22 protein-coding genes are annotated in these 26,135 nt (G+C 60.0%); 14 read left to right on the forward strand and 8 right to left on the reverse strand.

The genetic code is table 11. The annotated features are described in order from the left end of the window. Positions 1-188: 188 nt before the first annotated feature. Entirely contained in the window at positions 189-1,454 is a 1,266-nt protein-coding gene (locus GPL81_RS11095) for an AAA family ATPase (RefSeq protein WP_160106758.1), read from the forward strand. A gap of 2 nt (positions 1,455-1,456) precedes the next feature. Continuing rightward, a complete protein-coding gene (locus tag GPL81_RS11100) occupies positions 1,457-2,083 on the forward strand; it encodes an RloB family protein (protein ID WP_160106759.1) in 627 nt (208 codons plus the stop codon). A 51-nt stretch (positions 2,084-2,134) separates the two neighbouring features. On the opposite strand, the gene GPL81_RS11105 is transcribed toward GPL81_RS11100, so the two are convergent. The 8 genes from GPL81_RS11105 to GPL81_RS11140 form a co-directional block, all read right to left on the reverse strand. Continuing rightward, on the reverse strand, positions 2,135-3,619 hold the full coding sequence (locus GPL81_RS11105) for an APC family permease (protein WP_160106760.1): 1,485 nt from the start codon (positions 3,617-3,619) through the stop codon (positions 2,135-2,137). A gap of 234 nt (positions 3,620-3,853) precedes the next feature. Beyond that, positions 3,854-5,278, reverse strand: a complete 1,425-nt coding sequence (locus GPL81_RS11110) for a gamma-aminobutyraldehyde dehydrogenase (protein WP_160106761.1) — start codon at positions 5,276-5,278, stop codon at positions 3,854-3,856. Between the two features lie 181 nt (positions 5,279-5,459). Beyond that, positions 5,460-6,269 carry an ABC transporter permease gene (locus tag GPL81_RS11115; protein WP_096513217.1) on the reverse strand — a complete coding sequence of 270 codons (810 nt, stop codon included), beginning with the start codon at positions 6,267-6,269 and terminating at the stop codon, positions 5,460-5,462. Beyond that, complete coding sequence (locus GPL81_RS11120; protein WP_160106762.1) at positions 6,259-7,206, reverse strand: ABC transporter permease; 948 nt, start codon at positions 7,204-7,206, stop codon at positions 6,259-6,261. Before GPL81_RS11120 ends, GPL81_RS11115 begins: the two co-directional genes overlap by 11 nt. 1 nt (position 7,207) lies before the next feature. Beyond that, positions 7,208-8,245: an ABC transporter ATP-binding protein gene (locus tag GPL81_RS11125; protein ID WP_160106763.1), complete on the reverse strand. Its 1,038-nt coding sequence runs from the start codon at positions 8,243-8,245 to the stop codon at positions 7,208-7,210. 217 nt (positions 8,246-8,462) lie between these two features. After that, the gene (ydcS, locus tag GPL81_RS11130) at positions 8,463-9,614 is read right to left on the reverse strand and encodes a putative ABC transporter substrate-binding protein YdcS (protein WP_096513214.1); all 1,152 of its coding nucleotides are present in this window, start codon (positions 9,612-9,614) and stop codon (positions 8,463-8,465) included. Positions 9,615-9,829: 215 nt separating this feature from the next. Then, positions 9,830-11,317 carry a gamma-aminobutyraldehyde dehydrogenase gene (locus GPL81_RS11135; RefSeq protein ID WP_160106764.1) on the reverse strand — a complete coding sequence of 496 codons (1,488 nt, stop codon included), beginning with the start codon at positions 11,315-11,317 and terminating at the stop codon, positions 9,830-9,832. 102 nt (positions 11,318-11,419) lie between these two features. After that, positions 11,420-12,334 carry a LysR family transcriptional regulator gene (locus tag GPL81_RS11140; RefSeq protein WP_096513212.1) on the reverse strand — a complete coding sequence of 305 codons (915 nt, stop codon included), beginning with the start codon at positions 12,332-12,334 and terminating at the stop codon, positions 11,420-11,422. A 257-nt stretch (positions 12,335-12,591) separates the two neighbouring features. On the opposite strand from GPL81_RS11140, the gene GPL81_RS11145 reads away from it, so the two are divergent. From GPL81_RS11145 to GPL81_RS11200, 12 genes are all read left to right on the forward strand, one after another. Next, on the forward strand, positions 12,592-13,029 hold the full coding sequence (locus GPL81_RS11145) for an acyl-CoA thioesterase (RefSeq protein ID WP_160106765.1): 438 nt from the start codon (positions 12,592-12,594) through the stop codon (positions 13,027-13,029). A 203-nt stretch (positions 13,030-13,232) separates the two neighbouring features. Beyond that, positions 13,233-14,855, forward strand: coding sequence for a methyl-accepting chemotaxis protein (locus GPL81_RS11150; RefSeq protein WP_160106766.1), 1,623 nt, complete (start codon positions 13,233-13,235; stop codon positions 14,853-14,855). Next, complete coding sequence (locus tag GPL81_RS11155) at positions 14,855-15,391, forward strand: chemotaxis protein CheW (RefSeq protein ID WP_160106767.1); 537 nt, start codon at positions 14,855-14,857, stop codon at positions 15,389-15,391. The genes GPL81_RS11150 and GPL81_RS11155 overlap by 1 nt, the downstream gene beginning before the upstream one ends. Then, positions 15,388-16,671 carry a CheR family methyltransferase gene (locus tag GPL81_RS11160; RefSeq protein WP_160106768.1) on the forward strand — a complete coding sequence of 428 codons (1,284 nt, stop codon included), beginning with the start codon at positions 15,388-15,390 and terminating at the stop codon, positions 16,669-16,671. The genes GPL81_RS11155 and GPL81_RS11160 overlap by 4 nt, the downstream gene beginning before the upstream one ends. Further along, a complete protein-coding gene (locus GPL81_RS11165) occupies positions 16,668-17,351 on the forward strand; it encodes a chemotaxis protein CheW (protein WP_160106769.1) in 684 nt (227 codons plus the stop codon). The genes GPL81_RS11160 and GPL81_RS11165 overlap by 4 nt, the downstream gene beginning before the upstream one ends. Then, positions 17,348-19,642: a hybrid sensor histidine kinase/response regulator gene (locus tag GPL81_RS11170; protein ID WP_160106770.1), complete on the forward strand. Its 2,295-nt coding sequence runs from the start codon at positions 17,348-17,350 to the stop codon at positions 19,640-19,642. The genes GPL81_RS11165 and GPL81_RS11170 overlap by 4 nt, the downstream gene beginning before the upstream one ends. Then, a complete protein-coding gene (gene cheB / locus GPL81_RS11175; RefSeq protein ID WP_160106771.1) occupies positions 19,639-20,649 on the forward strand; it encodes a chemotaxis response regulator protein-glutamate methylesterase in 1,011 nt (336 codons plus the stop codon). Before GPL81_RS11170 ends, cheB begins: the two co-directional genes overlap by 4 nt. A 48-nt stretch (positions 20,650-20,697) precedes the next feature. Beyond that, a complete protein-coding gene (locus GPL81_RS11180; protein WP_160106772.1) occupies positions 20,698-21,699 on the forward strand; it encodes a response regulator in 1,002 nt (333 codons plus the stop codon). Positions 21,700-21,926: 227 nt separating this feature from the next. Continuing rightward, positions 21,927-23,022, forward strand: a protein-coding gene (gene prfB, locus GPL81_RS11185; RefSeq protein WP_160106773.1) for a peptide chain release factor 2 whose coding sequence is annotated in 2 segments (ribosomal slippage) — positions 21,927-21,998 and positions 22,000-23,022 — 1,095 coding nt in all. Because the reading frame shifts where the segments join, the coding sequence is not laid out codon by codon here. Between the two features lie 109 nt (positions 23,023-23,131). Then, positions 23,132-24,634, forward strand: a complete 1,503-nt coding sequence (gene lysS, locus GPL81_RS11190) for a lysine--tRNA ligase (RefSeq protein WP_160106774.1) — start codon at positions 23,132-23,134, stop codon at positions 24,632-24,634. A 115-nt stretch (positions 24,635-24,749) separates the two neighbouring features. Further along, on the forward strand, positions 24,750-25,454 hold the full coding sequence (locus GPL81_RS11195; RefSeq protein WP_096515555.1) for a TetR/AcrR family transcriptional regulator: 705 nt from the start codon (positions 24,750-24,752) through the stop codon (positions 25,452-25,454). A 124-nt stretch (positions 25,455-25,578) separates the two neighbouring features. Further along, positions 25,579-26,133 carry a hypothetical protein gene (locus GPL81_RS11200; RefSeq protein ID WP_160106775.1) on the forward strand — a complete coding sequence of 185 codons (555 nt, stop codon included), beginning with the start codon at positions 25,579-25,581 and terminating at the stop codon, positions 26,131-26,133. The last annotated feature ends 2 nt before the right edge of the window (positions 26,134-26,135 follow it).

The following is a 26,135-nucleotide window of genomic DNA, read 5'->3' on the forward strand; positions in this document are numbered from 1 at the left end:
AAAGCCTATCGGTCAGGCGCTCGCGGCGCCAAGTCTACTCCGGCGACGCTTGTTGTAGGAATCGGGGCCTTGCTTGGAAAGGAATTTCTGTAAGACTGCTATCAGTAGCCAACTGCAAAAAAACTGCATGAATCATGCGAATTGGCTATATTCAGTGAAATTCTTCGCACGAAATACAGGTTTTTTACATGTTGATCGAATTTTCAGTTTCAAATTATCGCTCCTTTCGTGAGAAGCAGACCCTTTCAATGGTTGCGACTCCTCGGCTCAGCAAAAAACGGAATGTATTCAAGCCCAAAGTAAATGGTGAAAAACTGCCTGATCTTCTTAAAGTAGCAGCTATATATGGCCCAAATGCCTCTGGGAAGTCTTCGCTTATTCAGGCGATGGGAGTTGTCAATACACTTTTGATGCTGAAGCCAACTGTTGACGGGGCACTACCTGTAAAAGCATTTAGGTTTGATCCTGATCTGCGAGAAAAGGCAAGTGTGTTTGAATATCACTTTGTTGCGAGTGAAGTGAGATATCAGTTCGTGGTTGGAATGACAGAGCAGCGAATTACAGAGGAAAAGCTTATAGCTTATCCTAAAGGTAAGGAAACGTTGCTGTATGATCGTTTTCTAACAAACTCGGGTGAAAACTATGTTTTTGGTGAGGCACTTGAAGGTGGTAGTGGAGTTCATAAAGCGTGGAGGAATTTAACAAGTCCTCAACATATGTTTTTATCTCAGGCGGTATTGAATAGTAGTGAGGATTTGAATCAACTAAGAATAGTTCTCGGCTGGTTTAAGACAAGTCTCTGGGTTATTGAGCAAAATGCCATGCCGAACTGGGCGTTGGCCTCTCGAAGCTTTATTAAAAGAAATCCAAAGTATTCTGCAAGTCTTGAAACTTTCTTGCGGGAAATTGATGTTCCAGTATCCAGTGTGCGACTAGTGTCGGAGAATAAAAATATCTCTCTTTTTAAGGGGGTTGATATTACTTTGGAAGATGTTCCAAATTTGGAGCAGGAATGCAAAACAACTTTGACCCATTCTAGTAATCTAGGAGAGGCCGATTTTGATTTTTCTGAAGAGTCTGGAGGTACTAAGAATTTAATTGGATTTTGGTTGCCGTGGGTGAAGATGAATTTAAAGTTGGATGACGGTGGGATTGGTGGGATGCTGGCCATTGACGAATTTGACAGTAGCCTTCACCCTGAAATTGTGGCTGATTTAGTAGATAAGCATCTCGATAGTGGATTGATAGCACAGCTTATTTTTACTACTCATGATACTCATCTAATGAATGCTAAAATTTTGCGAAGAGATCAGTTTTGGATTACAGAGCGAGATGCTAATGGCGCAACTAATTTATTCTCAGTTCACGACTTTGTGGGGCGTGAGGGGGAGGATGTTGAAAAGCGTTACTTTGAAGGTCGCTATCGCGGCTTGCCCCTGATTCATAGGAGGTGATTATGGGGCGTTCAGCAAAGTCTTTCGATCGTAAAGGCGCACGGTTCAAGCCGCAGCCAAAGGTTCTTATCCTCTGTGAGGATAGTAAGTCAGGTAAACGATATCTCGAGGATGCATCACATTATTTTCGTGCTAATACCCAGGTTGAAATTGCTCATTGTGGAGTTACTCATCCAAGTGGGATTGTTCAAGAAGCCATAAAAAGGCAGAGGAATTTTGATAAGGTCTTCTGTGCGCTAGATCGGGATACGCATATTTGCTTCGATAAGGCTGTTGATATTGCCAAGCCCCATCCAAAAATAAAAATTATAGCTTCGTACCCATGCTTTGAATTTTGGTTATTGCTGCATTTTGGTTACAGCAGGAAGCCGTTTACGGTTACGGGGAAATTTTCTCCGGGTGATCTTGTGGCTAAAGAGTTGAGGGGCAAATCAAATATGGAGAACTACGAGAAAGGGAAAGACTGTAGCTATTTTCGGCAATTACTCGGAGAGCCTTTTCAGAAAGCCAGAGTTTTTGGTGCAAAATCACTTAAAGACGCTATCAAAGATGGCGAGCCCAACCCCAGTACCGAAATCCATCTACTCATGGACGAATTCGAAACCTTGTCCAAACCGCAGCTGATCTAGAACCCTGCCCGCATCTCTGCGGGCAGGGTGTTTGAGTTAAGGGCGAAAACTTTACCGACTAACCTTCCACGCATCCCCCGCAGGCGCCGTGCCGTGGTCATACGGCTTGCCAATCCACATGTAGAGCAGGCCCAAACCAATGACGATGGCGGTGCTCAGGACCATGGCGTAGTTGATGTACCACGCGGCATCCGGCGTACGCGGCCAGGCCATGTTGATGATGGCGCCGATGCCGTAGGCCAGCGCGCCGATGTTCACCAGCCAGCCCCAGGCACCGAGGGTGAATTTGCCGCTCGGTTTCCAGCCTTTCATGCGTGCATACAGTGCGCCGAGCACGATCATCTGGAACGCCAGGTAGATGCCGATGGCGGCGAAGCTGACGATGGTGGCGACCGCGTCCTGCAGAAAGAAGCCGAGGATGATGATCAGCGCCGGCAGGACGCCGGACACGAACAGTGCGGCAACCGGAACCTGGGTCGCAGGAGAAATCTTTTTCAGCAGTCGGCTGCCGATGACCATTTCATCCCGTGCGTAGGAGTACAGCAGACGGCTCGCCGCCGCTTGCAGGCTGATGACGCAGGAGATGAAGGAAATCATCACCACGCCCATCACCACTTTCGAGCCTACCGGGCCGAAGGCGTTGTTGAGGATGGTCGTGACCGGGTCCTTGTCGGTGCCGTTGATCACCGCTTGCATGTCCGGCACAGCGAGGATCAGGGCCAGGCACGCGAACATCGCCGCGATGCCGCCGATGTAGATGGTCATGCGCATGGCCACCGGGATTTTCTTGCTCGGGTTCGGGGTTTCTTCGGCCACATCGCCGCAGGCCTCGAAGCCGTAGTACAGGAACATCCCCGCCAGCGAGGCGGTGAGGAAGGCCGGCAGGTATGAGCCGTCGACGCTGATGTCGAAGGTGTTGAACAGCACGCTGATCGGCTGATGGCGCTCGAAAACCAGCAGGTAAACGCCCACGATCACCGCACCCACCAGCTCGCAGAGGAAGCCGAACATGGCGATGCGCGCCAGCACCTTGGTGCCGCTGAGGTTGACCAGGGTGGCGAACAGGGTCAGCACCAGGGCGATGACGATGTTGGTGTTGTTGCTCGGTTCAAAACCCAGCATCGCCGCGAGGTAGGGACCGGCGCCGACCGCAACGGCGGCGATGGTCACGCACAGGGCGATGGAGTAGATCCAGCCGACCATCCACGCCCAGCGCTTGCCCACCAAACGACGGGCCCACGGGTAGACGCCACCGGAAATCGGGAACTGCGAAACCACTTCACCAAAGATCAGGCACACCAGCAATTGGCCGCAACCGACCAGCAGATAGGCCCAGAACATTGGTGGACCGCCAGCGGCGAGGCACAGGCCGAAGAGGGTATAAACCCCTACGACCGGGGAAAGATAAGTGAAGCCCAGTGCGAAGTTTTCCCACAGGCTCATGCTGCGGTTGAAGTTGGAGGTGTACCCCAGTTTGCGGAGTTGCTCGGCATCGCTGTCGGCAACGGCAACAGAGAGATCGGGTGATGCACTCATATGTATTTGCTCCGGAAAATCGGCAGATTTCGGATGTCCGACACCGTGACGGGGCCTTGGGGGCGCCGCCCGGATCGGTGGTTATTGTTGTGTTTGAAACCTGGTGGTGCGTAATGCCGGTTTCTGCCTTGAAACCGCGGTGACGCCATCGCGGGCAAGCCTTGCTCCCACAGGTCTTGTAGCGCGAAAAAAAACCTGTGGGAGCAAAGCTTGCTCGCGATGCTTTTAAAGCTGTTAGTGCTTGAACATCACATGCCGCACGACGGTGTAGTCCTCCAACCCGTACATCGACATGTCCTTCCCGTACCCGGACAGTTTCTGACCGCCATGGGGCATTTCGCTGACCAGCATGAAGTGGGTGTTGACCCAGGTGCAGCCATACTGCAATCGGGCCGACAGGCGATGGGCGCGGCCGACATCGGCAGTCCACACCGACGAAGCCAGGCCGTAGTCCGAATCGTTGGCCCAACCCAGTACCTGCGCTTCATCGGTGAATTGGGTCACCGACACCACCGGCCCGAACACTTCGCGGCGGACGATTTCGTCATCCTGGCGGGCGTCGGCCAATACTGTCGGCTCGAAGAAGAAACCGTTGCCTTCCACGGCTTTGCCACCCGTGATCAAGCGGATGTGCGGCTGGGCCACGGCGCGCTCGACGAAGCCGGCCACGCGGTCGCGGTGTTGCGCCGTGATCAGCGGGCCGAGCTCGGTGGACGGATCATCCTGCAAGCCGTACTTGATGCTGCTGACCGCAGCGCCGAGTTTCTCGACGAACTTCTCGTAGATGCCTTCTTGCGCATAGATACGGCAGGCGGCGGTGCAGTCCTGACCGGCGTTGTAGAAGCCGAAGGTGCGGATGCCTTCGACGGCGGCGTCGATGTCGGCGTCGTCGAAGATGATCACCGGGGCCTTGCCGCCCAGTTCCATGTGCATGCGTTTGACGCTGTCGGCGGTGCTGGAAATGATGTTCGAACCGGTGGCGATCGAGCCGGTCAGCGACACCATGCGCACTTTCGGGTGAGTGACCAGCGGACTGCCCACGGTAGGGCCACGGCCGAACACCAGGTTGAGCACGCCGGCCGGGAAAATCTCCGACGCCAGTTGCGCCAGTCGCAGGGCCGTCAGCGGCGTTTGTTCCGACGGCTTGAGCACCACGGTATTACCGGCGGCGAGGGCCGGGGCGATTTTCCAGGCGACCATCATCAGCGGGTAGTTCCACGGCGCGATGGAGGCGATCACGCCCACCGGGTCGCGGCGGATCATCGAGGTGTGGCCGGGCAGGTATTCGCCACCGGCCGAACCGCTCATGCAGCGGCTGGCGCCGGCGAAGAAGCGGAACACGTCGGCAATCGCCGGGATTTCATCGTTCAGCGCGGCGCTGTAGGGCTTGCCGCAGTTGTCCGACTCGAGTTTGGCCAGCTCTTCGCCATGGGCTTCGATGGCGTCGGCGAGCTTGAGCAGCAGTAGCGAGCGTTCTTTTGGCGGAGTGTGCGACCAACTGTCGAACGCGGCATCGGCGGCGCGCACGGCGGCATCGACCTGGGCTTCGCTGGCTTCATTGATTTCCACCAGAACGCGGCCCAACGCCGGGTTGAACACCGGTTGGGCGGGGCCTTCGCCGTCGAGCAGTTGGCCGTTGATCAAGAGTTGGGTTTGCATGGCTATGTCCTCTTCAGAACTGTTGTTATTTCCCCCCTGAGGGAACCGGGTCCCTGTGGGAGCAAGGCTTGCCCGCGATGAGGCCATCACATTCAATATGGATGTCGACTGACACACCGCCATCGCGGGCAAGCCTTGCTCCCACAGGATTCGGTTCCTTCAGTGGGTATTGAGTTGTTCGTTACTTCCCGCCACTTCCCGCCACGCTTTCACCGCCACGGGTCAGGTAATAGGCGCCGAGAATCGGCAGCATGGTCACGATCATCACCAGCATCGCGACGACGTTGGTCACCGGCACGTCTCTAGGGCGGCTGAGCTGGTTGAGCAGCCACAGCGGGAGGGTGCGTTCATGGCCGGCGGTGAAGGTGGTGACGATGATTTCGTCGAACGACAGGGCGAACGCGAGCATGCCGCCAGCCAGTAATGCCGAGGCGAGGTTCGGCATGATGATGTAGCGGAAGGTCTGCCAGCCGTCGGCGCCCAGGTCCATCGACGCCTCGATCAGGCTGTGGGAGGTGCGGCGCAGCCGGGCGATGACGTTGTTGTAGACGATCACTACGCAGAAGGTCGCGTGGCCGACGATGATGGTGAACATCCCCGGCTCGATGCCCAGCGTCTTGAATGTCGCCAGCAGCGCGATCCCGGTGATGATGCCTGGGAGGGCGATCGGCAGGATCAGCATCAGCGAGATGCCTTGCTTGCCGAAGAAATCCCGCCGGTACAGCGCCGCCGAGGCCAGGGTGCCAAGCACCAGCGCGATCAACGTGGCAATCGAAGCGATCTGCAGCGACAGCTTGATCGCTTCCAGCACGTCCGGCCGCGAGAACGCCACGCTGATCCACTTGAGGGTGAAGCCCTTGGGCGGAAAGCTGAACGCCGCGTCTTCGGTGTTGAAGGCGTACATGAAGATGATCAGGATCGGGAAGTGCAGGAATACCAACCCGCCCCAGGCCGCGATTTTAAGGCCTAAAGAAGCTTTCTCAGAGTGCATCGAAGGCCCCCAGTCGTTTGACGATGGACAGGTAAATGGCGATCAGCACGATCGGCACCAGCGTGAAAGCCGCGGCCATCGGCATGTTGCCGATCGCACCTTGTTGCGCGTAGACCATGCTGCCCACGAAGTAGCCCGGCGGACCCACCAATTGCGGCACGATGAAGTCGCCCAGGGTCAGCGAGAAGGTGAAGATGGAGCCTGCGGCAATGCCCGGCACCGACAGCGGCAGGATCACTTGCATGAAGGTCTGGCTCGGTCTGGCCCCGAGGTCGGCCGAGGCTTGCAGCAGTGACGGCGGCAGACGCTCCAGCGAGGCCTGGATCGGCAGGATCATGAACGGCAGCCAGATGTAGACGAACACCATGAAGCGGCCCAGGTGCGAGGTCGACAAGGTACTGCCACCCACGCCCGGAATGCCCAGCACGACTTGCAGCAGCGGTTCCAGCCCCAGGTGCTGGACGAACCACTGCGCGACGCCGCCCTTGGCCAGCAGCAAGGTCCAGGCATAGGCCTTGACGATGTAGCTGGCCCACATCGGCATCATCACCGCGATGTAGAAAAACGCCTTGGTCTTGCCTGTGGTGTAGCGCGCCATGTAGTAGGCAATGGGGAACGCGACGATGGCACTGGCGATGGACACGACAATCGCCATGCTCAGGGTGCGCAGGATGATGTCGAAGTTCGACGACTGGAACAGCGCGGCGAAATTCGCCAGGGTCAGTTCGGGCGTGACCGTCATGGTGAAGTCGTCGAAGGTGTAGAAACCTTGCCACAACAACGTCAACAGCGAGCCCAGGTAGATCGCACCGAACCACAGCAGTGGCGGTACCAGCAGCATCGACAGGTACAGGTTCGGCCGGCGATACAACAGGTTGGAAAACCTGCGCAGCGGCGAGCCGCCGGCCGGGGTTTGAGAGATAGCCAAGGTGCTCATTTCACACCCCGCTCACAAGGGTGTCGTGCAACGGGATCATGGCTTCCCGGGCCCAACGCGCGTTCAGGCGTTGCCCGGTCTGGTGCTGGGCGCTGGTATCGAGCCATTGATTGTTGGCCTGGCTGATGTTCAGGGTCTGGCCGTTTTCCAGCTTCAACTCATAGCGAGTGGCGCTGCCCTGGTACTGGATGTCGTGCAGCAGGCCGCTGACTTCGATTTCATGGCTGGCCAGCGGACCTTCAGCAAAACGCACGTGTTCCGGACGAATCGAAAAGGGTTGTGGATTGCCGCTCAACTGCTTCGCCAGGTCGCCGCGAATCACGTTGGAGGTGCCGACGAATTCGGCGACGAAGGTGGTTGCCGGTTTCATGTACAGGTTGCGCGGCGAATCGACCTGTTCGATGCGCCCCTTGTTGAACACGGCGACGCGATCGGACATCGACAGCGCTTCGGTCTGGTCGTGGGTGACAAAAATAAAGGTGATGCCGAGCTGGCGTTGCAGCTTCTTCAATTCGCCTTGCATCTGCTCGCGCAGTTTCAGGTCCAGCGCGCCCAGGGGTTCGTCGAGCAGCAACACCCGCGGCCGGTTGACCAAGGCGCGGGCCAGGGCCACACGCTGGCGCTGGCCGCCGGAGAGCTGGACCGGCTTGCGCTCGCCATAGCCGCCGAGGGCAACCATGTCGAGGGCTTCCTCGGCGCGTTTCAAGCGTTCGGCTTTGCCGACGCCTTTGACTTTCAAGCCGTAGGCGACGTTGTCGCGAACGTTCATGTGCGGGAACAGCGCGTAATCCTGGAATACGGTGTTCACGTCACGCTGATACGGCGGCAGCCCGGCGGCTTCCTCGCCATGAATACGGATCGAACCCGCGCTCGGTTGTTCGAAACCGGCGATCAGGCGCAGACAAGTGGTTTTGCCCGAGCCGGAAGGCCCCAGCATGGAGAAAAACTCGCCGTCCTGGATGTCGATGGAAACCCGGTCAACGGCTTTCACTTCGCCGAACTGACGGGAAACGTTGGTGAACTGGACTGCAAGCGTCATGGTGCGGTGCTCCAAAAAGGCGAGGGCCGTCGCAGCGGCCCTGCCTGGACTTCTGAAAAAACGAACAGCTTTTATCGGTGGGCCGAGCACGGTAGTGGCAACGGCGCTGATTAACTGTAGGAGTGAGCCTGCTCGCGATGAGGGCAGAACAGTCAGTATCTCTGTCGACTGACACACCGCCATCGCGAGCAGGCTCGCTCCTACAGGGTGGGGCGGGTTAGCGGCCGCCCATGATCGCGATGTAGTCCTGGGTCCAGCGGCTGTACGGCACGAACTTGCCGCCTTCGGCCTGCGGGGTTTTCCAGAAGGCGATCTTGTCGAAGTTGTCGAAACCGTTGGTCTTGCAGCCTTCGGCGCCAAGCAATTCGCTCTCTTTGCATGCAGCCGGAACCGCCGGCAGCGAACCGAACCAAGCCGCTACGTCACCCTGGACTTTCGGTTGCAGCGACCAGTCCATCCACTTGTAGGCGCAGTTCGGGTGTTTGGCATCGGTGTGCATCATGGTGGTGTCGGCCCAACCGGTGGCGCCTTCTTTCGGGATGGTCGAGGCGATCGGCTGCTTGTCTGTTACCAGGCCGTTGACCTGATAGGGCCAGGAGCTGCCTGCGACCACGCCTTCGTTCTTGAAGTCGCTCATTTGCACAGTGGTGTCATGCCAGTAGCGGTGGATCAGCGGCTGCTGGGCGCGCAACAGGTCGAGCACGGCCTTGTACTGGGCTTCGGTCAGTTCATAGGGGTTCTGGATGCCCAGTTCCGGCTTGGCGGTTTTCAGGTACAGCGCGGCGTCGGCGATGTAGATCGGGCCGTCATAGGCCTGCACGCGGCCCTTGTTCGATTTGCCGTCCGGCAGGTCTTGTGCGTTGAACAACACGCCCCAACTGGTCGGCGGGGTCTTGAATACGTTGGTGTTGTACATCAGCACGTTCGGGCCCCACTGATACGGGGTGCCGTAGGTTTGTTTGTTGACGACGTACCACGGGCCATCCTTGAGGCGTGGGTCGAGGTTCTTCCAGTTCGGGATCAGCGCGGTGTTGATCGGCTGCACACGCTTGCCGACGATCAGGCGCAGGGACGCATCGCCGGATGCCGTGACCAGATCGTAACCACCCTTGGCCATCAGGCTGACCATCTCATCGGAGGTGGCGGCGGTTTTCACATTGACCTTGCAACCGGTTTCTTTCTCGAAACCGGTGACCCAGTCGTAGGCCTTGTCGCTTTCGCCACGTTCGATGTAGCCGGGCCAGGCCACGATATCCAGTTGCCCTTCGCCGGCGCCGACAGCCTTCAGCGGCTCGGCGGCCTGGACACTGGCACTGGCCAGCAGCGCGGTGGTGATTGCACTGAGCAGTGCGGTCTTGTGCACGAACATGGGGTTTCCCTCTTCTTTAAATTATGGTCGGGGCAGTTTTGAACGTGGTTTCAACGTTTCAAACACTGTCCTGTAGGAGCCGGCTTGCTGGCGAAGAGGCCTTCAAGCCTTGCGGTGTCATTTCGGACGTCTTCGCTGGCGAGCCAGCTCCTACAAAGGGTGCGGTGTTCTGACGTTTCAGTGCCTTTACGGCTAATTATTAGCGTAGTGCTCTTTTATAAATGTTGTCCGTGGCGCGCCATGATGTGGCGCACCACGCTGTAATCCTGGAGCGAGTCGCTGGACAGGTCCTTGCCGTAGCCCGAACGCTTGAGGCCACCGTGCGGCATTTCGCTGACCAGCATGAAATGGCTGTTGATCCAGGTGCAGCCGTACTGCAACCGCGCGGCGACCTGCATCGCCTTGTCCAGGTTCTGGGTCCAGACCGATGACGCCAGGCCGTATTCCGAGTCGTTGGCCCAGTCCACCGCTTGCTCCAGTTCATCGAAACGAGTCACGGTCACCACCGGTCCGAACACTTCGCGCTGGACGATTTCGTCGCTCTGTTTGCAACCGGCCAGCAGCGTCGGCTGGTAGAAGAAGCCTGCGCCGGAATGCACTGCTGCGCCGGTCACCCGTTCGATGTGCGGTTGGCCGAGGGCGCGTTCGACAAAACTGGCCACGCGGTCGCGCTGGCGGGTGCTGATCAGCGGGCCGATTTCATTGTCGGCATCGCGCTTGCCGGCGAAGCGCAGACTGCTGACTGCTGCACCGAGCTCCGCCACCAGACGGTCGTGAATCCCGGCCTGGGCATACACCCGGCACGCCGCCGTGCAATCCTGGCCTGCGTTGTAGTAGCCGTAGGTGCGCACGCCTTCGACCACGGCCTGGATGTCGGCATCATTGCAGACGATCACCGGGGCTTTGCCGCCCAGTTCAAGGTGCGTGCGCTTGAGGGTTTTGGCGGCGGCCTGAAGGATTTTCTGGCCGGTGACGATATCGCCGGTCAGCGACACCATGCGTACTTTTGGATGGCTGACCAGGTGGCTGCCGACGCCTTCGCCGCCACCGCAGACAATGTTGATCACGCCGCGCGGAAGGATCTCGGCCAATGCCGGCGCCAGGGCCAGGATCGACAACGGTGTGTGTTCCGATGGCTTGAACACCAGGGTGTTGCCGGCAGCCAGGGCCGGGGCGATTTTCCACGCGGCCATCATGATCGGGTAGTTCCAGGGCGCAATCGATGCCACCACGCCAATCGGATCGCGGCGCACCATGCTGGTGTAGCCCGGCAGGTATTCGCCGCTGAGCTGGCCGGTCTGGCAGCGCACGGCACCGGCGAAGAAACGGAACACATCGACCGTGGCGCTCAGGTCGTCCTGGCGAGCCAAATGCAACGGCTTGCCGCAGTTCAGGGCTTCGAGGCGGGCGAGCAGGTCGGCGTTTTTTTCGATGGCGTTGGCGATGTCCAGCAGCAGGTTCGAGCGTTGCTGCGGCGTGGTCCGCGACCAACTGGCGAAGGCGCGGTGAGCGGCGAGGATGGCGGCTTCGACTTGTTCGCTGCTGGCTTCGGCGATCTGCGTCAGCACTTCGCCGGTGGCCGGGTTGAGAATGGGTTCGACAAAACCCTGGCCCGCGACCAATTCGCCATCGATCAACAACGCGGTGAACAGCGGGGTCTGCGCGCCAGCCATTTTTCGGGTTCTCTTTTCTTGTGTGGCCATGCTGCTCCCTGTGACTGGGGGCCGGCCGTCTTTATTAGTTGAACCAAGACTAGTGCGCGGACCCGAGGTCGACAAATACTAAATACTGAAGGTGGCGTTCGATTAAATAGATGGCTTGCGCCCGCCGTGGGGTTGCTCGCGGGCGACTGTCAGGAAGGGGTCCACCAAGGCCGGGCGCGCGGTGCCGCGACGCCAGGCCAGGCCGACGTCAAGGGTCTGGCTCAGGTCCGCAATCGGTCGCGCTTCAATGATGTCGCCCTCCAGTGACCATGGGCGGTAGGTCATGTCGGGCTGGATCGACACCCCAAGTCCCGCGGCCACCAGGCTTCGCACCGCTTCGGTCGAGGCGGTGCGCAAGGTGATGCGCGGTTGCAGGGAGGCCGCCGTCCACATGCGCTGGGCGTTGCGGTCCATTTCATCGACGTTCAACTGAATCAACGGCTCGCGGGCCACGTCGGCGAGGTTGATGCTGTCGTGTTCCAGCAGCGGGTGCTGGGCCGGCAGCCACAGCCGATGGGGCGAGTGGGTCAGCACCTCAGTCTGCAAGGCGTGGCGGTCTTCCAGGTTGGAGAGGATCAGCACGCCGACATCGATTTCGCCGCTGACCAGCAAATGCTCGATATACGGACGCTCATCTTCCATCACGCGGATTTCGACGTTGGGGTAGGCGCGTTGGAAACGGGTGAGCAAGTCCGCCAGGTAGTAACCGGCCACCAGGCTGGTCACCCCGACGATCAACTGCCCGGCGACCTGATCGGTGCTCTGTTGCAGGCTGCGTTTGGCGTTGTCGACGGTGGCGAGAATCAAGTGTGCCTGGCGCAGGAACTGATGCCCCTGGTGAGTCAGGGTCATACCCTTGGCATGGCGGTTGAACAGGCCGACGCCGATTTCCTGCTCCAGTTGCTGGATCGCCAGGGTCAGGGTGGACTGGGAAATGAACGCGGCTTGGGCGGCAGCGGAGATCGATCCGGTCTCGGCCACAGCGATGAAGTGACGGATCTGACGCAAGGTCATCATGGGAAGCGTACCCGGTGGGCTGTTTTTATCGATTTATCCGAGTGTATATCTAATTTTCTGAATGCGGTCGAAAGCCGCGTCGGCCAGATAAACGTTCTCCATAATCCGCAACGCCCCCCCCGAAGAGGGAGGACAGCAATGGATAGCCAGCCGGTATTTTGAAAAAAACCAGCCTGCACAACACAGGCGCCAAGGCTGTCGAAGCCATTTGACTGAGGATTTCCAATGAGCGTGCGAGTCATTCACACGGAGTCGCCATGAGCGAGAAGACCTACCGCCCGCGCCGCGAGGACTTCCGGCGCTTCTACACTATCGGCACGCGGTGGGGGGACCACGACTCCTATGGCCATGTGCAGAACGTTGTCTACTATTCGTTCTTCGATTCGGCGATCAGCCATTTCCTGGTGGAGCAGGGCACCCTGGATATCGACAGCAGTCCGGTCATCGGATTGATTGTCGAGTCGAGTTGCACCTTCTTCTCGCCCATCACCTTTCCCGATCAGGTGACGGTCGGTTTGCGTATCGCGCACCTGGGCACCAGCAGTGCCCGTTATGAACTGGGCATCTTTTGCAATGACGAGCCCACGGTTTCCGCGCTGGGTTACGTTGTTTACGTCTACGTGGACCGGGCCAGCAACAAGTCGGTCGCCATCCCCCGGTTGGTGCGCGACGAGCTGCTGACCCTGACGGACTGAGCCCTGTGGAACACAGAGACCGTCCAACATTTGGGGGGGAAGTTCACATTGCAGGAGCCGGCTTGCTGGCGAAAGCGGTGTTTCAGGCGCCACATCCCGGCTTTTAATGGGCGGGATGAGAAGTGGTGCGCACCCGTCTTATAAATGAAACACCGCCCTCGGCTATACTCCCCGCATTTCGAAACAGCCCCCGAGGACAGCCTGTGAAGAACTGGACGTTGCGCCAACGCATTTTGGCGAGTTTTGCAGTCATCATCGCCATCATGTTGCTGATGGTGGTCGTCTCGTATTCGCGGCTGCTGAAGATCGAAACCAGCGAGGCCAGCGTTCGTGAGGATGCGCTGCCGGGGCTGTATTACAGCTCGATGATTCGCGGCGCCTGGTCCGACAGTTACCTGCGGATGCTGGACATGCTGGGCCTCGAAGAAGGGCAAGACTTCAGTGCTGAAGACGTCGCGGACTTCAAGGGCTATGCGGCGCGCCTGCAAGAGCAGATGGAGCTGTATAAAGGGACGGTCACGACTGACGAAGACAAGGTCGAGTACGCCGCGTTCGAGAAAGCCCATGCCGATTACCACCGGATCCTCGGTGCCGTGATCGAATTGTATAAGCGCAAACAGAACGCCGATGCCATCAAGCTGTTCAAGGAAGAGTTGACCCCGGCCTGGACGGCGGGGCGCATGAAGCTCAATGACATCCTGCGCGAGAACAAAGTCGTTGCCGACAACGATATTGCCGCCATCGATGATGCGGTGCTCACCGCCAAAGTCATCATGGGCATTTCCCTGGTGGTCGCGGTACTGGCCGCCGGGCTCTGCGGCCTGTTGCTGATGCGCGCCATCATGGCGCCGATGAACCGCATCGTGAACATTCTCGAAATCATGCGCACCGGCGACCTCAGCAGTCGCCTGAATCTGGAGCGCAAGGATGAATTCGGCGCCGTGGAAACCGGCTTCAACGACATGATGACCGAGCTGACCTCGCTGGTGTCCCAGGCCCAGCGCTCGTCCGTGCAGGTCACCACGTCGGTCACCGAGATTGCGGCCACCTCCAAGCAACAACAGGCCACCGCCACCGAAACCGCCGCCACCACCACCGAAATCGGTGCGACGTCCCGGGAAATCGCGGCCACCTCGCGGGATCTGGTGCGCACCATGACTGAGGTGTCCACCGCCGCCGATCAGGCCTCGGTCGCCGCCGGTTCCGGGCAACAAGGCCTGGCCCGCATGGAAGAAACCATGCATTCGGTCATGGGCGCGGCCGATCTGGTCAACGCCAAGCTGGCGATCCTCAACGAGAAGGCCGGCAACATCAATCAGGTGGTGGTGACCATCGTCAAGGTCGCCGACCAGACCAACCTGCTCTCGCTCAATGCCGCCATCGAGGCCGAGAAGGCCGGTGAGTACGGTCGCGGATTTGCCGTGGTCGCCACCGAAGTCCGGCGTCTGGCGGACCAGACAGCCGTCGCCACCTACGACATCGAACAAATGGTGCGCGAGATCCAGTCGGCGGTGTCGGCCGGGGTGATGGGCATGGACAAGTTTTCCGAAGAAGTGCGCCGTGGCATGTCCGAGGTGCAGCAGGTCGGCGAGCAGTTGTCGCAGATCATCCATCAGGTTCAGGCGCTGGCGCCTCGGGTATTGATGGTCAACGAGGGCATGCAGGCCCAGGCCACTGGTGCCGAGCAGATCAACCATGCCCTGGTGCAATTGGGCGACGCCAGCAGCCAGACCGTCGAGTCCTTGCGCCAGGCCAGTTTCGCCATCGACGAACTGAGCCAGGTGGCCGTAGGGCTGCGCAGCGGCGTCTCGCGATTCAAAGTCTGATGAGCGAACTGACGGCCAAACGCACTGCCGTGAAGCAGGTGTTGCACGCGTTGTTTCTGGTGTTCCGCATCGGCAGCGAGCGTTACGCCTTGCAGGCACTCGAAGTGGCGGAAGTGCTGCCACGCTTGCCCCTGAAACCCATTGCCCACGCGCCGCACTGGGTGGCCGGGGTGTTCGCCTGGCGCGGCGCGGTGGTGCCGGTGATCGATCTCAGCGCGCTGACCTTTGGCACTCCGGCCCAGGCGCGTACCAGCACTCGACTGGTGCTGGTGCATTACCGGCCGGATGAACATGCACAGGCACAATTGCTCGGGCTGATTCTGGAACAGGCCACCGATACCCTGCGCTGCAATCCCGCGGAATTTAAGCCCTATGGCCTGGACAATCGCCAGGCGCCGTACCTGGGACCTGTCCGCGAAGATGCACAAGGCTTGCTGCAATGGGTACGGGTCGCCGACTTGCTGGATGAGCGGGTTCGCGCGCTGTTGTTTCCAACACCGCCGTTGGACCTGGCGCTGCTCGGGGAGCGGCCATGAGCAGCGATCAGCGGTTTTTCGATTTTCTCAAGGAGCGTATCGGCCTCGACGTGAACTCGGTGGGCCCGGCAATCATCGAGCGTGCAGTGCGTCAGCGCAGCGCGGTATCTCTGGCAGAGACAGCTGACGAATACTGGCGCACGTTGCAGGATTCAAGAGATGAACAACAGGCGTTGATCGAAGCGGTGGTCGTCCCGGAGACCTGGTTTTTCCGTTACCCGGAATCCTTCGCTGCCCTGGCGAAACTGGCGGCCAAACGCCTGGCCGATATCAACAACCTGCGCGCCCTGCGGATTCTCAGCTTGCCGTGTTCCACCGGCGAAGAGCCGTACTCGATCGCTATGTCGCTGCTGGATGCCGGGCTCAAGCCGCACCAGTTCAAGGTCGAAGGCATGGACGTCAGCCCGCTGTCGGTGGAAAAGGCCCGACATGCGCTGTACGGCAAGAATTCCTTTCGCGGGCAGGACCTGGCCTTCCGTGACCGCTATTTCACGGCTGAAAATGACGGCTATCGCCTCGACGGCCGGGTGCTGGAGCAAGTACGTCTGCAGGTCGGCAATCTGCTCGATCCGGCCTTGCTCGCCAACGAGCCACCCTATGACTTCGTGTTCTGCCGCAATCTGCTGATCTACTTCGACCAACCGACGCAAAAACAGGTGTTCGAAGTCCTCAAGCGCCTGACCCACGTCGATGGCGTGCTGTTTATCGGCCCGGCCGAAGGCAGTCTGCTGGGGCGTCTGGGCATGCGTTCGATCGGTATCGCGCAGTCCTTTGCCTTCAGCCGCCAGAGCGCTGTGGACCCTGAGCCGTCACCGACATTCGTGGCCACGCCGACGCCTATGTCCTTGCCGGTACCGCAACCGGTACGCAACATCGTGCCACCACCGGTCGCCAGGCGCCCGTTCACCAGCGTTGCGCGGCCAGCACTGCCAGTGAAACCGGACCACTGCGATGCCGCCACGCTGCTGGCGAACATCGCCGCGCTGGCCAACGAAGGCAAAAGCGCCGAGGCCCGTGCCGCTTGCGAAAGCTACTTGCGCAGCCATGAACCCGTGGCCCAGGTATTCTATTGGCTGGGGTTGCTCAGCGATGTCGCCGGCAGTGTCCTGGAAGCCCAGGGCTTTTATCGCAAGGCGTTGTACCTCGAACCGCAACATCCCGACGCGTTGATGCACCTGGCGGCGTTGCTGCAGTCCCAGGGCGACACCGTGGGTGCCAGACGATTGCAGGACCGTGCCGCCCGCAGCGAGCGCACTGCCGACAGTGAGCGTAAACGATGATCGCCTCCGACACCTTTAGCGTCACCCATGAAGATGCCCAGGCCATTGACGATTGCTGGAACCGCATCGGCGTCCATGGCGACAAGTCGTGCCCGCTGCTGATCGAGCACATTCATTGCCGCAATTGCGCAGTGTACTCGGCCGCCGCGACGCGCCTGCTGGATCGCTATGCGTTGCAGCAGGAAGATCGCGAACACGTGTCCGCCACGGTGCAGAGCGAGGTGAAAACCCGCTCGCTGTTGATGTTCCGCCTCGGCGAAGAATGGTTGGGCCTGACTACCCGCAGTTTGGTGGAAGTGGCGCCGCACCAAGCTATTCACTCACTGCCGCACCAGCGTTCCAGGGCCTTGCTCGGGGTGGCGAACGTACGCGGCGCGCTGGTGGCGTGCCTGTCACTGGTGGAATTGCTGGGGCTCGACAGCGTCAACCACGTGGCTGCAGGCGCCCGGGTCATGCCGCGCATGTTGATCATCGCTGCCCACGGCGGGCCGGTGGTGGTGCCGGTGGACGAGGTGGACGGCATTCACGCCATCGATGAACGCATCCTTGATGCGGCGTCGCGTTCCGGCACCCAGGCCAGTGCCAAATACACCCGCGGCGTGTTGCCATTCAAAGGTCGCAGCCTGCGCTGGCTGGATGAAGAACAGCTGTTGTCCGCCGTGACCCGGAGCCTTTCATGACCCCCGAGCAGATGCGCGACACCTCTTTGCTGGAACTGTTCAGCCTGGAAGCCGAAGCCCAGACCCAGATACTGAGTGCAGGGCTCCTGGCACTGGAACGCGACCCGACCCAGGCCGATCAACTCGAATCGTGCATGCGGGCGGCACACTCGCTCAAGGGCGCGGCACGGATTGTCGGTGTCGATGCCGGGGTCAGCGTTGCCCATGTCATGGAGGATTGCCTGGTCAGCGCCCAGGAAGGGCGGCTGTACCTGCGCGCCGAGCACATCGATGCGCTGTTGCAAGGCACCGACCTGCTGATGCGCATTGCAACGCCGAACAACATGCCGGGGTTTGCGGAAATCGAGGCGTATGTTGCCTTGATGACACGCTTGCTCGACCCTGGAGCCGTTGTTATTCCCGCCGTGGCACCTGCCGTGTCGGTGATGGCGGAGCTTCAACTCGAAGCGCTCGCACCCGGGGTCGAAGAACCGACCCCGGTCGTCGAACTGCCTGCCGAGTCGGTGGCCGCGCCTAAACAGACCCGGCGCACCCACGAAAATGGCGAGCGCGTGTTGCGGGTCACGGCCGAGCGCCTGAACAGCCTGCTCGATCTGTCGAGCAAATCCCTGGTGGAGACCCTGCGGCTCAAGCCGCACCTGGCCGCCATGCAGCGTCTCAAACGCACGCAGAGCAACGGGCTGCGGGCGCTGGAAAACCTCAACGTTCATCTCAAGGACCATGCCCTGAGCCTTGAAGCCCGGGAAGCCCTCGATGATGCGCGCCGTTTGTTGGCCGAGTCCCAGCAAATGCTGGTGGAGAAAAACGCCGAGCTGGACGAGTTCGCCTGGCAAGCCAGCCAGCGTGCGCAGGTGTTGTACGACACCGCCCTGGCCTGTCGCATGCGGCCGTTCGCCGATGTGTTGACCGGTCAGGTGCGCATGGTCCGTGACCTGGGCCGCAGTCTTGGCAAACAAGTGCGGCTGGAGATCGAGGGCGAGAAAACCCAGGTCGACCGCGATGTCCTGGAGAAGCTCGAAGCACCGCTGACGCACCTGCTGCGCAACGCGGTCGATCACGGTATCGAACCCCCGGAACAACGGTTGTTGGCCGGGAAACCGCAAGAAGGGGTGATTCGCTTGCGCGCCTCCCATCAGGCCGGATTGCTGGTGCTGGAACTCAGTGATGACGGCGACGGCGTCGATCTGGAAAAAGTCCGTCGCGGCATCATCGAGCGTCAGTTGTCGCCACCTGAAACGGCCGCGCAGTTGAGCGAAGAAGAACTGCTGACGTTCCTGTTCCTGCCGGGTTTCAGCCTGCGCGATAGCGTCACCGAAGTCTCCGGGCGTGGCGTCGGCCTGGACGCGGTGCAGCATATGGTCCGTCAGTTGCGCGGTGCGGTGGTTCTGGAACAGAAGGCGGGTGAGGGCAGTCGTTTCCACCTCGAAGTGCCGCTGACCCTGTCGGTGGTGCGCAGCCTGGTGGTGGAAGTCGGCGACGAGGCCTATGCCTTCCCGCTGGCCCATATCGAACGCATGTGCGATCTGGAGCCGGCGGACATCGTGCAGGTCGAAGGCCGGCAGCACTTCTGGCATGAAGGCCGGCACGTCGGGCTGGTCGCCGCCAGCCAGTTACTGCAACGCCCCGCGAGCCAGGGCAGCCAGCAGACCTTGAAAGTCGTGGTCATCCGCGAGCGCGATGCGATTTATGGGGTGGCGGTCGAGCGCTTTATCGGCGAGCGGACCCTGGTGGTGCTGCCGCTGGATGAGCGCCTGGGCAAGGTCCAGGACATTTCCGCCGGGGCCTTGCTCGACGACGGTTCGGTGGTGCTGATCGTCGACGTCGAGGACATGCTGCGTTCGGTGGACAAACTGCTCAATACCGGGCGTCTGGAGCGCATTGCCCGGCACAGCCATCAGGCCGCCGAAGCGGCGCGCAAGCGGATTCTGGTGGTGGACGACTCCCTGACCGTACGCGAGCTGCAACGCAAGCTGCTGATTAATCGCGGCTACGACGTGGCGGTGGCGGTCGACGGCATGGATGGCTGGAACGCCCTGCGTTCGGAGGATTTTGATCTGTTGATCACCGACATTGATATGCCGCGCATGGACGGTATCGAACTGGTGTCGCTGTTGCGCCGGGACAACCGCCTGCAATCGCTGCCGGTGATGGTGGTGTCCTACAAGGACCGTGAGGAGGACCGCCGTCGTGGACTGGACGCCGGAGCCGACTATTATCTAGCCAAAGCCAGTTTTCATGACGACGCCCTGCTCGATGCAGTCGTTGAGCTCATAGGAGGAGCAAGGGCATGAAAATCGCCATCGTCAATGACATGCCCATGGCCGTGGAGGCCTTGCGCCGCGCCCTGGCTTTCGAACCTGCGCACCAGGTGATCTGGGTGGCCGGCAATGGCAAGGAAGCCGTGCAAAAGTGCGCTGAACAGACGCCGGACCTGATCCTCATGGACTTGATCATGCCGGTGATGGACGGGGTGGAAGCGACCCGGCGGATCATGGCCGAAACGCCCTGCGCCATTGTCATCGTCACCGTGGATCGGCAACAAAACGTACACCGCGTATTCGAAGCCATGGGCCATGGCGCGCTGGATGTGGTCGACACCCCGGCCCTCGGTGCCGGCAATGCCCAGGAAGCCGCGGCGCCCTTACTGCGCAAGATCATGAACATCGGCTGGCTGATCGGCGAAAAAAGCAAGCCGGCGCCTGGCGCACCGAGCCCGCTGCGCAGTTCCGCCTCGCGTCAGCGCCTGATCGCCATCGGCTCCTCAGCGGGCGGGCCGGCGGCGCTGGAGGTGTTGCTCAAGGGTCTGCCACGGGATTTTTCCGCCGCCATTGTGCTGGTGCAGCATGTTGATCAGGTGTTTGCCGCCGGCATGGCCGAATGGCTCGGCAGCGCCAGTGGCCTGAACGTGCGCCTGGCCAGGGAGGGCGAGTCGCCACAACGCGGCACGGTGTTGCTGGCCGGCACCAATCACCATATTCGATTATTGAAAAACGGGACGCTGGCTTACACCGCCGAACCGGTCAATGAGATTTATCGGCCCTCAATCGATGTGTTTTTCGAGAGCGTGGCCAGTTACTGGAGCGGCGATGCGGTCGGTGTTTTGCTCACCGGCATGGGGCGTGATGGCGCGCAGGGGCTTAAACTCATGCGCCAGCAGGGCTACCTGACCATCGCACAAGACCAAAACAGCAGCGCGGTGTACGGTATGCCGAAAGCGGCCGCGGCCATCGACGCCGCCGTGGAAATACGCCCGCTGGAAAAGATAGCGCCACGATTGCTGGAGATCTTTCCAAAATGACTACTATTAGCAGCAATCCTGGCCGAGGCAGTTTTCAGGTGAACGCACATGAATGATTTACAGCTCGACGACTTCAAGACTGACGAATATGCCGCCATGGTGTTGTTGGTGGATGATCAGGCGATGATCGGCGAGGCAGTGCGACGTGGGCTGTCGAACGAAGAGAACATCGACTTTCATTTTTGCGCCGATCCGCACCAGGCCATTGCCCATGCGGTCCGCATCAAGCCGACGGTGATCCTGCAGGATCTGGTCATGCCCGGTCTGGACGGCCTGAGCCTGGTGCGTGAATACCGCAATCATCCGGCGACCAAGGACATTCCGATCATCGTCCTGTCGACCAAGGAAGACCCGCTGATCAAGAGTGCGGCGTTCGCGGCCGGGGCCAACGATTACTTGGTCAAACTGCCGGACAACATCGAACTGGTCGCGCGTATTCGCTATCACTCGCGCTCCTACATGACGCTGTTGCAGCGTGATGCGGCGTACCGCGCGTTGCGGGTCAGTCAGCAGCAGTTGCTCGATACCAACCTGGTGCTGCAGCGGCTGATGAACTCGGACGGCCTGACCGGGTTGTCGAACCGCCGGCATTTCGACGAGTACATGGAGCTTGAATGGCGCCGCTCACTGCGTGAGCAAAGCCAATTGTCGCTGCTGATGATCGACGTGGACTACTTCAAGACCTACAACGACACCTTTGGCCACCTGGAAGGCGACGAGGCCCTGCGCAAGGTCGCCACGGCGATCCGCGACGCCAGTGCCCGGCCTTCCGACCTGCCGGCCCGTTACGGCGGTGAAGAGTTTGCCCTGGTGCTGCCCAATACCTCCCAGGGCGGTGCGCGTCTGGTGGCGGAAAAACTGCGCATGACCGTGGAAGCCTTGAAGATCCCGCACAGTTCCCCGACCGAGGGATCGAACCTGACCATCAGCATCGGCCTGTCGACCATCACCCCGACGGCGGGCAGTCATTGCCGGGAATTGATCTCGGCGGCGGACAAGGGGCTGTACCTGGCGAAGAACAATGGGCGCAATCAGGTAGGCATCGGCTGATTCTAATCACCTGTAGGAGCTGGCTTGCCAGCGAAAGCGATCTGTCAGGCGACGAATACATCGACTGTCAGGCCCCCATCGCGGGCAAGCCCGGCTCCCACATTGATCTCCATCGTTGCAAAGATCGCCTGCGAGGCATGGCTTTTCGGCCAAGCGGACTGCCGTTTGCGGCCGTTTGCCGTTATACTCGCCGGCTTTCAAAAGTTCGCCAACGAGTGCTGCCCGCCATGGAAATCAACCCGATCCTGAACACCATCAAGGACCTGTCCGAGCGCTCCGAAACTATTCGGGGGTATCTTTGACTACGATCAAAAGCATGAGCGTCTGACCGAAGTCAACCGCGAGCTTGAAGATCCGAGTGTCTGGAACAAACCTGAATACGCCCAGGAGTTGGGTCGCGAGCGCGCTGCGCTGGCGCAAATCGTCGAAACCCTGGACGAGCTGAACACCGGTCTGGCCGATTGCCGTGACCTGCTGGACATGGCCGTCGAAGAAAACGACGAAGGCGCAGTGGGCGATGTCGTCGCCGAGCTGGCCCGTCTTGAGGAAAGTCTGGCCAAGCTGGAATTCCGCCGCATGTTCAGCCACGAAATGGACCCGAACAACGCCTACCTGGACATCCAGGCCGGCTCCGGCGGCACCGAAGCCCAGGACTGGGCCAACATCCTGCTGCGCATGTACCTGCGCTGGGCTGACAAACGCGGCTTCGACGCGACCATCATGGAGCTGTCGGCCGGTGAAGTCGCCGGGATCAAGGGTGCTACCGTGCACATCAAGGGCGAATACGCCTTTGGCTGGCTGCGTACCGAGATCGGCGTACACCGTCTGGTGCGCAAGAGCCCGTTCGACTCCGGCAACCGTCGCCACACGTCGTTCTCCGCCGTGTTCGTCTCGCCAGAGATCGATGACAAGGTGGAAATCGAGATCAACCCGGCGGACCTGCGGATCGACACCTATCGTTCCTCCGGTGCCGGTGGTCAGCACGTTAACACCACCGACTCGGCCGTACGTATCACCCACGTACCGACCAACACCGTGGTCAGCTGCCAGAACGAACGTTCCCAGCACGCCAACAAGGACACCGCCATGAAAATGCTGCGGGCCAAGTTGTACGAGCAGGAAATGCAGAAGCGCAACGCCGCTTCCCAGGCGCTGGAAGACACCAAGTCGGATATCGGCTGGGGTCACCAGATCCGTTCTTATGTGCTCGATGCGTCGCGGATCAAGGATCTGCGCACCAACATTGAACGCAGCGATTGCGACAAGGTGCTCGACGGCGATATCGACGAATACCTGATGGCCAGCCTGAAATCTGGCATTTAAGGCACGCAATACGGGATCGGCTTACCCCTGATCCCTGTAGGAGCTGGCTTGCCAGCGATCCCCGGCCGCAGGCCGGGGGCAACGAACCCGTGATGGAATATTTAAAGACATGAGCGACCTAGAACTCGACCCGCAAGCCCTGCAACAGGAAGAAAACTCCCTGATCGCCCTGCGCAAGGAAAAGCTTGCTGCCGAGCGCGCCAAGGGCAATGCCTTCCCCAACGACTTCCGCCGCGAAAACTACTGCGAGCAACTGCAGAAACAGTACGCGGACAAGACCAAGGAAGAGCTGGCAGAGGCTGCGATCCCGGTCAAGGTTGCCGGTCGCATCATGCTCAACCGTGGCTCGTTCATGGTGATCCAGGACATGACCGGGCGAATCCAGGTCTACGTCAACCGCAAGACCCTGTCCGAAGAAACCCTGGCCGCGGTGAAAACCTGGGACATGGGCGACATCATCGCCGCCGAAGGCACCCTGGCCCGTTCCGGCAAGGGCGACCTGTACGTTGAAATGACCAACGTGCGCCTGCTGACCAAATCCCTGCGCCCGTTGCCGGACAAGCACCACGGCCTGACTGACACCGAACAACGCTACCGCCAGCGCTACGTTGACCTGATCGTCAACGAAGACGTGCGCCAGACGTTCCGCGTGCGTTCGCAAGTCATCGCCCACATCCGCAGCTTCCTGATGAAGCGCGACTTCCTGGAAGTGGAAACGCCGATGCTGCAAACCATTCCGGGCGGCGCGGCAGCCAAGCCGTTCGAAACCCACCACAATGCGCTGGACATGGGCATGTTCCTGCGTATCGCCCCGGAGCTGTACCTGAAGCGGCTTGTTGTTGGCGGATTTGAAAAAGTGTTCGAGATCAACCGCAACTTCCGTAACGAAGGCGTTTCGACCCGTCACAACCCTGAATTCACCATGTTGGAGTTCTACCAGGCTTACGCCGACTACGAAGACAACATGGACCTGACCGAAGAACTGTTCCGTGAACTGGCGCAGTTGGTCCTGGGCAGCACCGACGTGCCGTACGGCGACAAGGTGTTCCACTTCGGCGAGCCGTTCGTGCGTCTGTCGGTGTTCGACTCGATCCTCAAGTACAACCCCGAGCTGACCGCTGACGACCTGAACGACATCGACAAGGCCCGTGACATCGCCAAGAAGGCCGGTGCCAAGGTGCTGGGCTTCGAAGGCCTGGGCAAACTGCAGGTGATGATTTTCGAAGAGCTGGTCGAGCACAAGCTGGAGCAGCCGCACTTCATCACCCAGTACCCGTTCGAAGTGTCGCCGCTGGCCCGTCGTAACGACGAGAACCCGAACGTCACCGACCGTTTCGAACTGTTCATTGGTGGTCGTGAAATCGCCAACGCCTATTCCGAGTTGAACGACGCGGAAGACCAGGCCGAGCGTTTCATGGCGCAGGTGGCCGACAAGGACGCCGGCGACGACGAAGCCATGCACTACGACGCCGACTTCGTTCGCGCGCTGGAGTACGGCATGCCGCCAACGGCGGGTGAGGGTATCGGCATCGACCGCCTGGTGATGTTGCTGACCAACTCACCGTCGATCCGCGACGTGATCCTGTTCCCGCACATGCGGCCGCAAGCGTAAGTGTTTCAACTAAAAAGCCGCCTGACATGGGCGGCTTTTTATTGCCTGTCTGGTACAAACGTATCAATTGGTTACTTTTGAAGTAGAGAGAGGAATTCCCGTCGTGAAGCATGCATTGGCTCAAGAAGGTGCAGCGGGTATCGCCACTGCGGTCGCTGAGAGTGTTCAGTACCAGGGTCGCAAGGCCAGCCGACAGGGCAGCGAGCAGCGGCGACAGGAGATTCTCGATGCCGCGATGCGCATTGTCGTACGCGATGGCGTGCGTGCCGTGCGCCATCGGGCAGTGGCTGCCGAGGCCAATGTGCCGCTGTCGGCGACCACCTACTACTTCAAGGACATCGATGACCTGCTCACCGATACCTTCGCCCAATATGTCGAACGCAGCGCGGCCTACATGGCCAAGCTGTGGGTGAACAACGAAGGTCTGTTGCGGGACATGATTGCCAGCGGCGACGGCAGCCCGCAGGCGCGCTCGCACCTGGCCGACCAGATTGCACGGCTGATGACCGACTATGTTCACCGGCAACTGGTCACCCGTCGCGAGCACTTGATGGCCGAGCAGGCATTCCGCCAGGAGGCGCTGCTGAATCCGCGCCTGGCCAGGCTGGTGCGTTCGCACCAGCAGATTCTCCTGCAGGGCTCCTGCCAGCTTTTTCAGGTATTGGGTTCCCGCGAGCCACAACAGGATGCCAAAGTGTTGACGGCTATAATCGGACGGATGGAATATCAGGGCCTGCTCAACGATACCGAGCCGGCGGCCGAAGAGGAAATGCTCGGCATACTCACGCGTTATATGCATTTGGTGCTGGCTTCGGTTTAATCCCTGTAGGAGCGAGCCTGCTTGCGATGGTCTGATATTCAACATTTATGTTGTCTGACACACCGCCATCGCGAGCAGGCTCGCTCCTACAGAGGACAGCGTTGTGTTCAAAAGGGAGTGTTGAATGAAAGCCTGGCGTGTCGTAGCGATCGCCTTGTCGATCCTGCTGCTCAGTGGCTGCCTGGTGACCTTCAAGGAGCCACTGCCCACCAGCGAGCCCGCGCCCAAGGGGTTGCTCGGCAAATGGACCAGCACCAACGCCTGGGGTGAGCCACTCAACCTGGAACTGACGCGCGTCGGCGACAATCGCTATCAGGCGGTCAGCTACTTCAGAGCCAAACCCAGGGAACGCGAGGCTTATCCGTTCACGGTGTCGCGCCACGGCAGCCGCTGGTATCTCTCGGCGAAAGTGCCGGCACAATTCGGCGGGCATTTCACCATTGCCGGGTTCGAGCTCACCGACAAGCATGAGCTGGTGGTGTACAACCTCGACCTCGAGCAGATCAAACAGGCACTTGGGCAGCAAGCGCTCAGCGGCCAAGGCTTCCAGACCGACGACGGCGAGGGCGTGTTGATCGACAGCCGGATTGACCAGGTGTCCGCTTATCTGGACGACCCGGCCAATTCCGATGTGTTCGTCGAAGCGGTACGCTATCAGCGCCAGGCCAAAGCCAAATAATC

It is taken from the genome of Pseudomonas izuensis (assembly GCF_009861505.1).
GTDB classification, from domain to species: Bacteria; Pseudomonadota; Gammaproteobacteria; order Pseudomonadales; family Pseudomonadaceae; genus Aquipseudomonas; species Aquipseudomonas izuensis.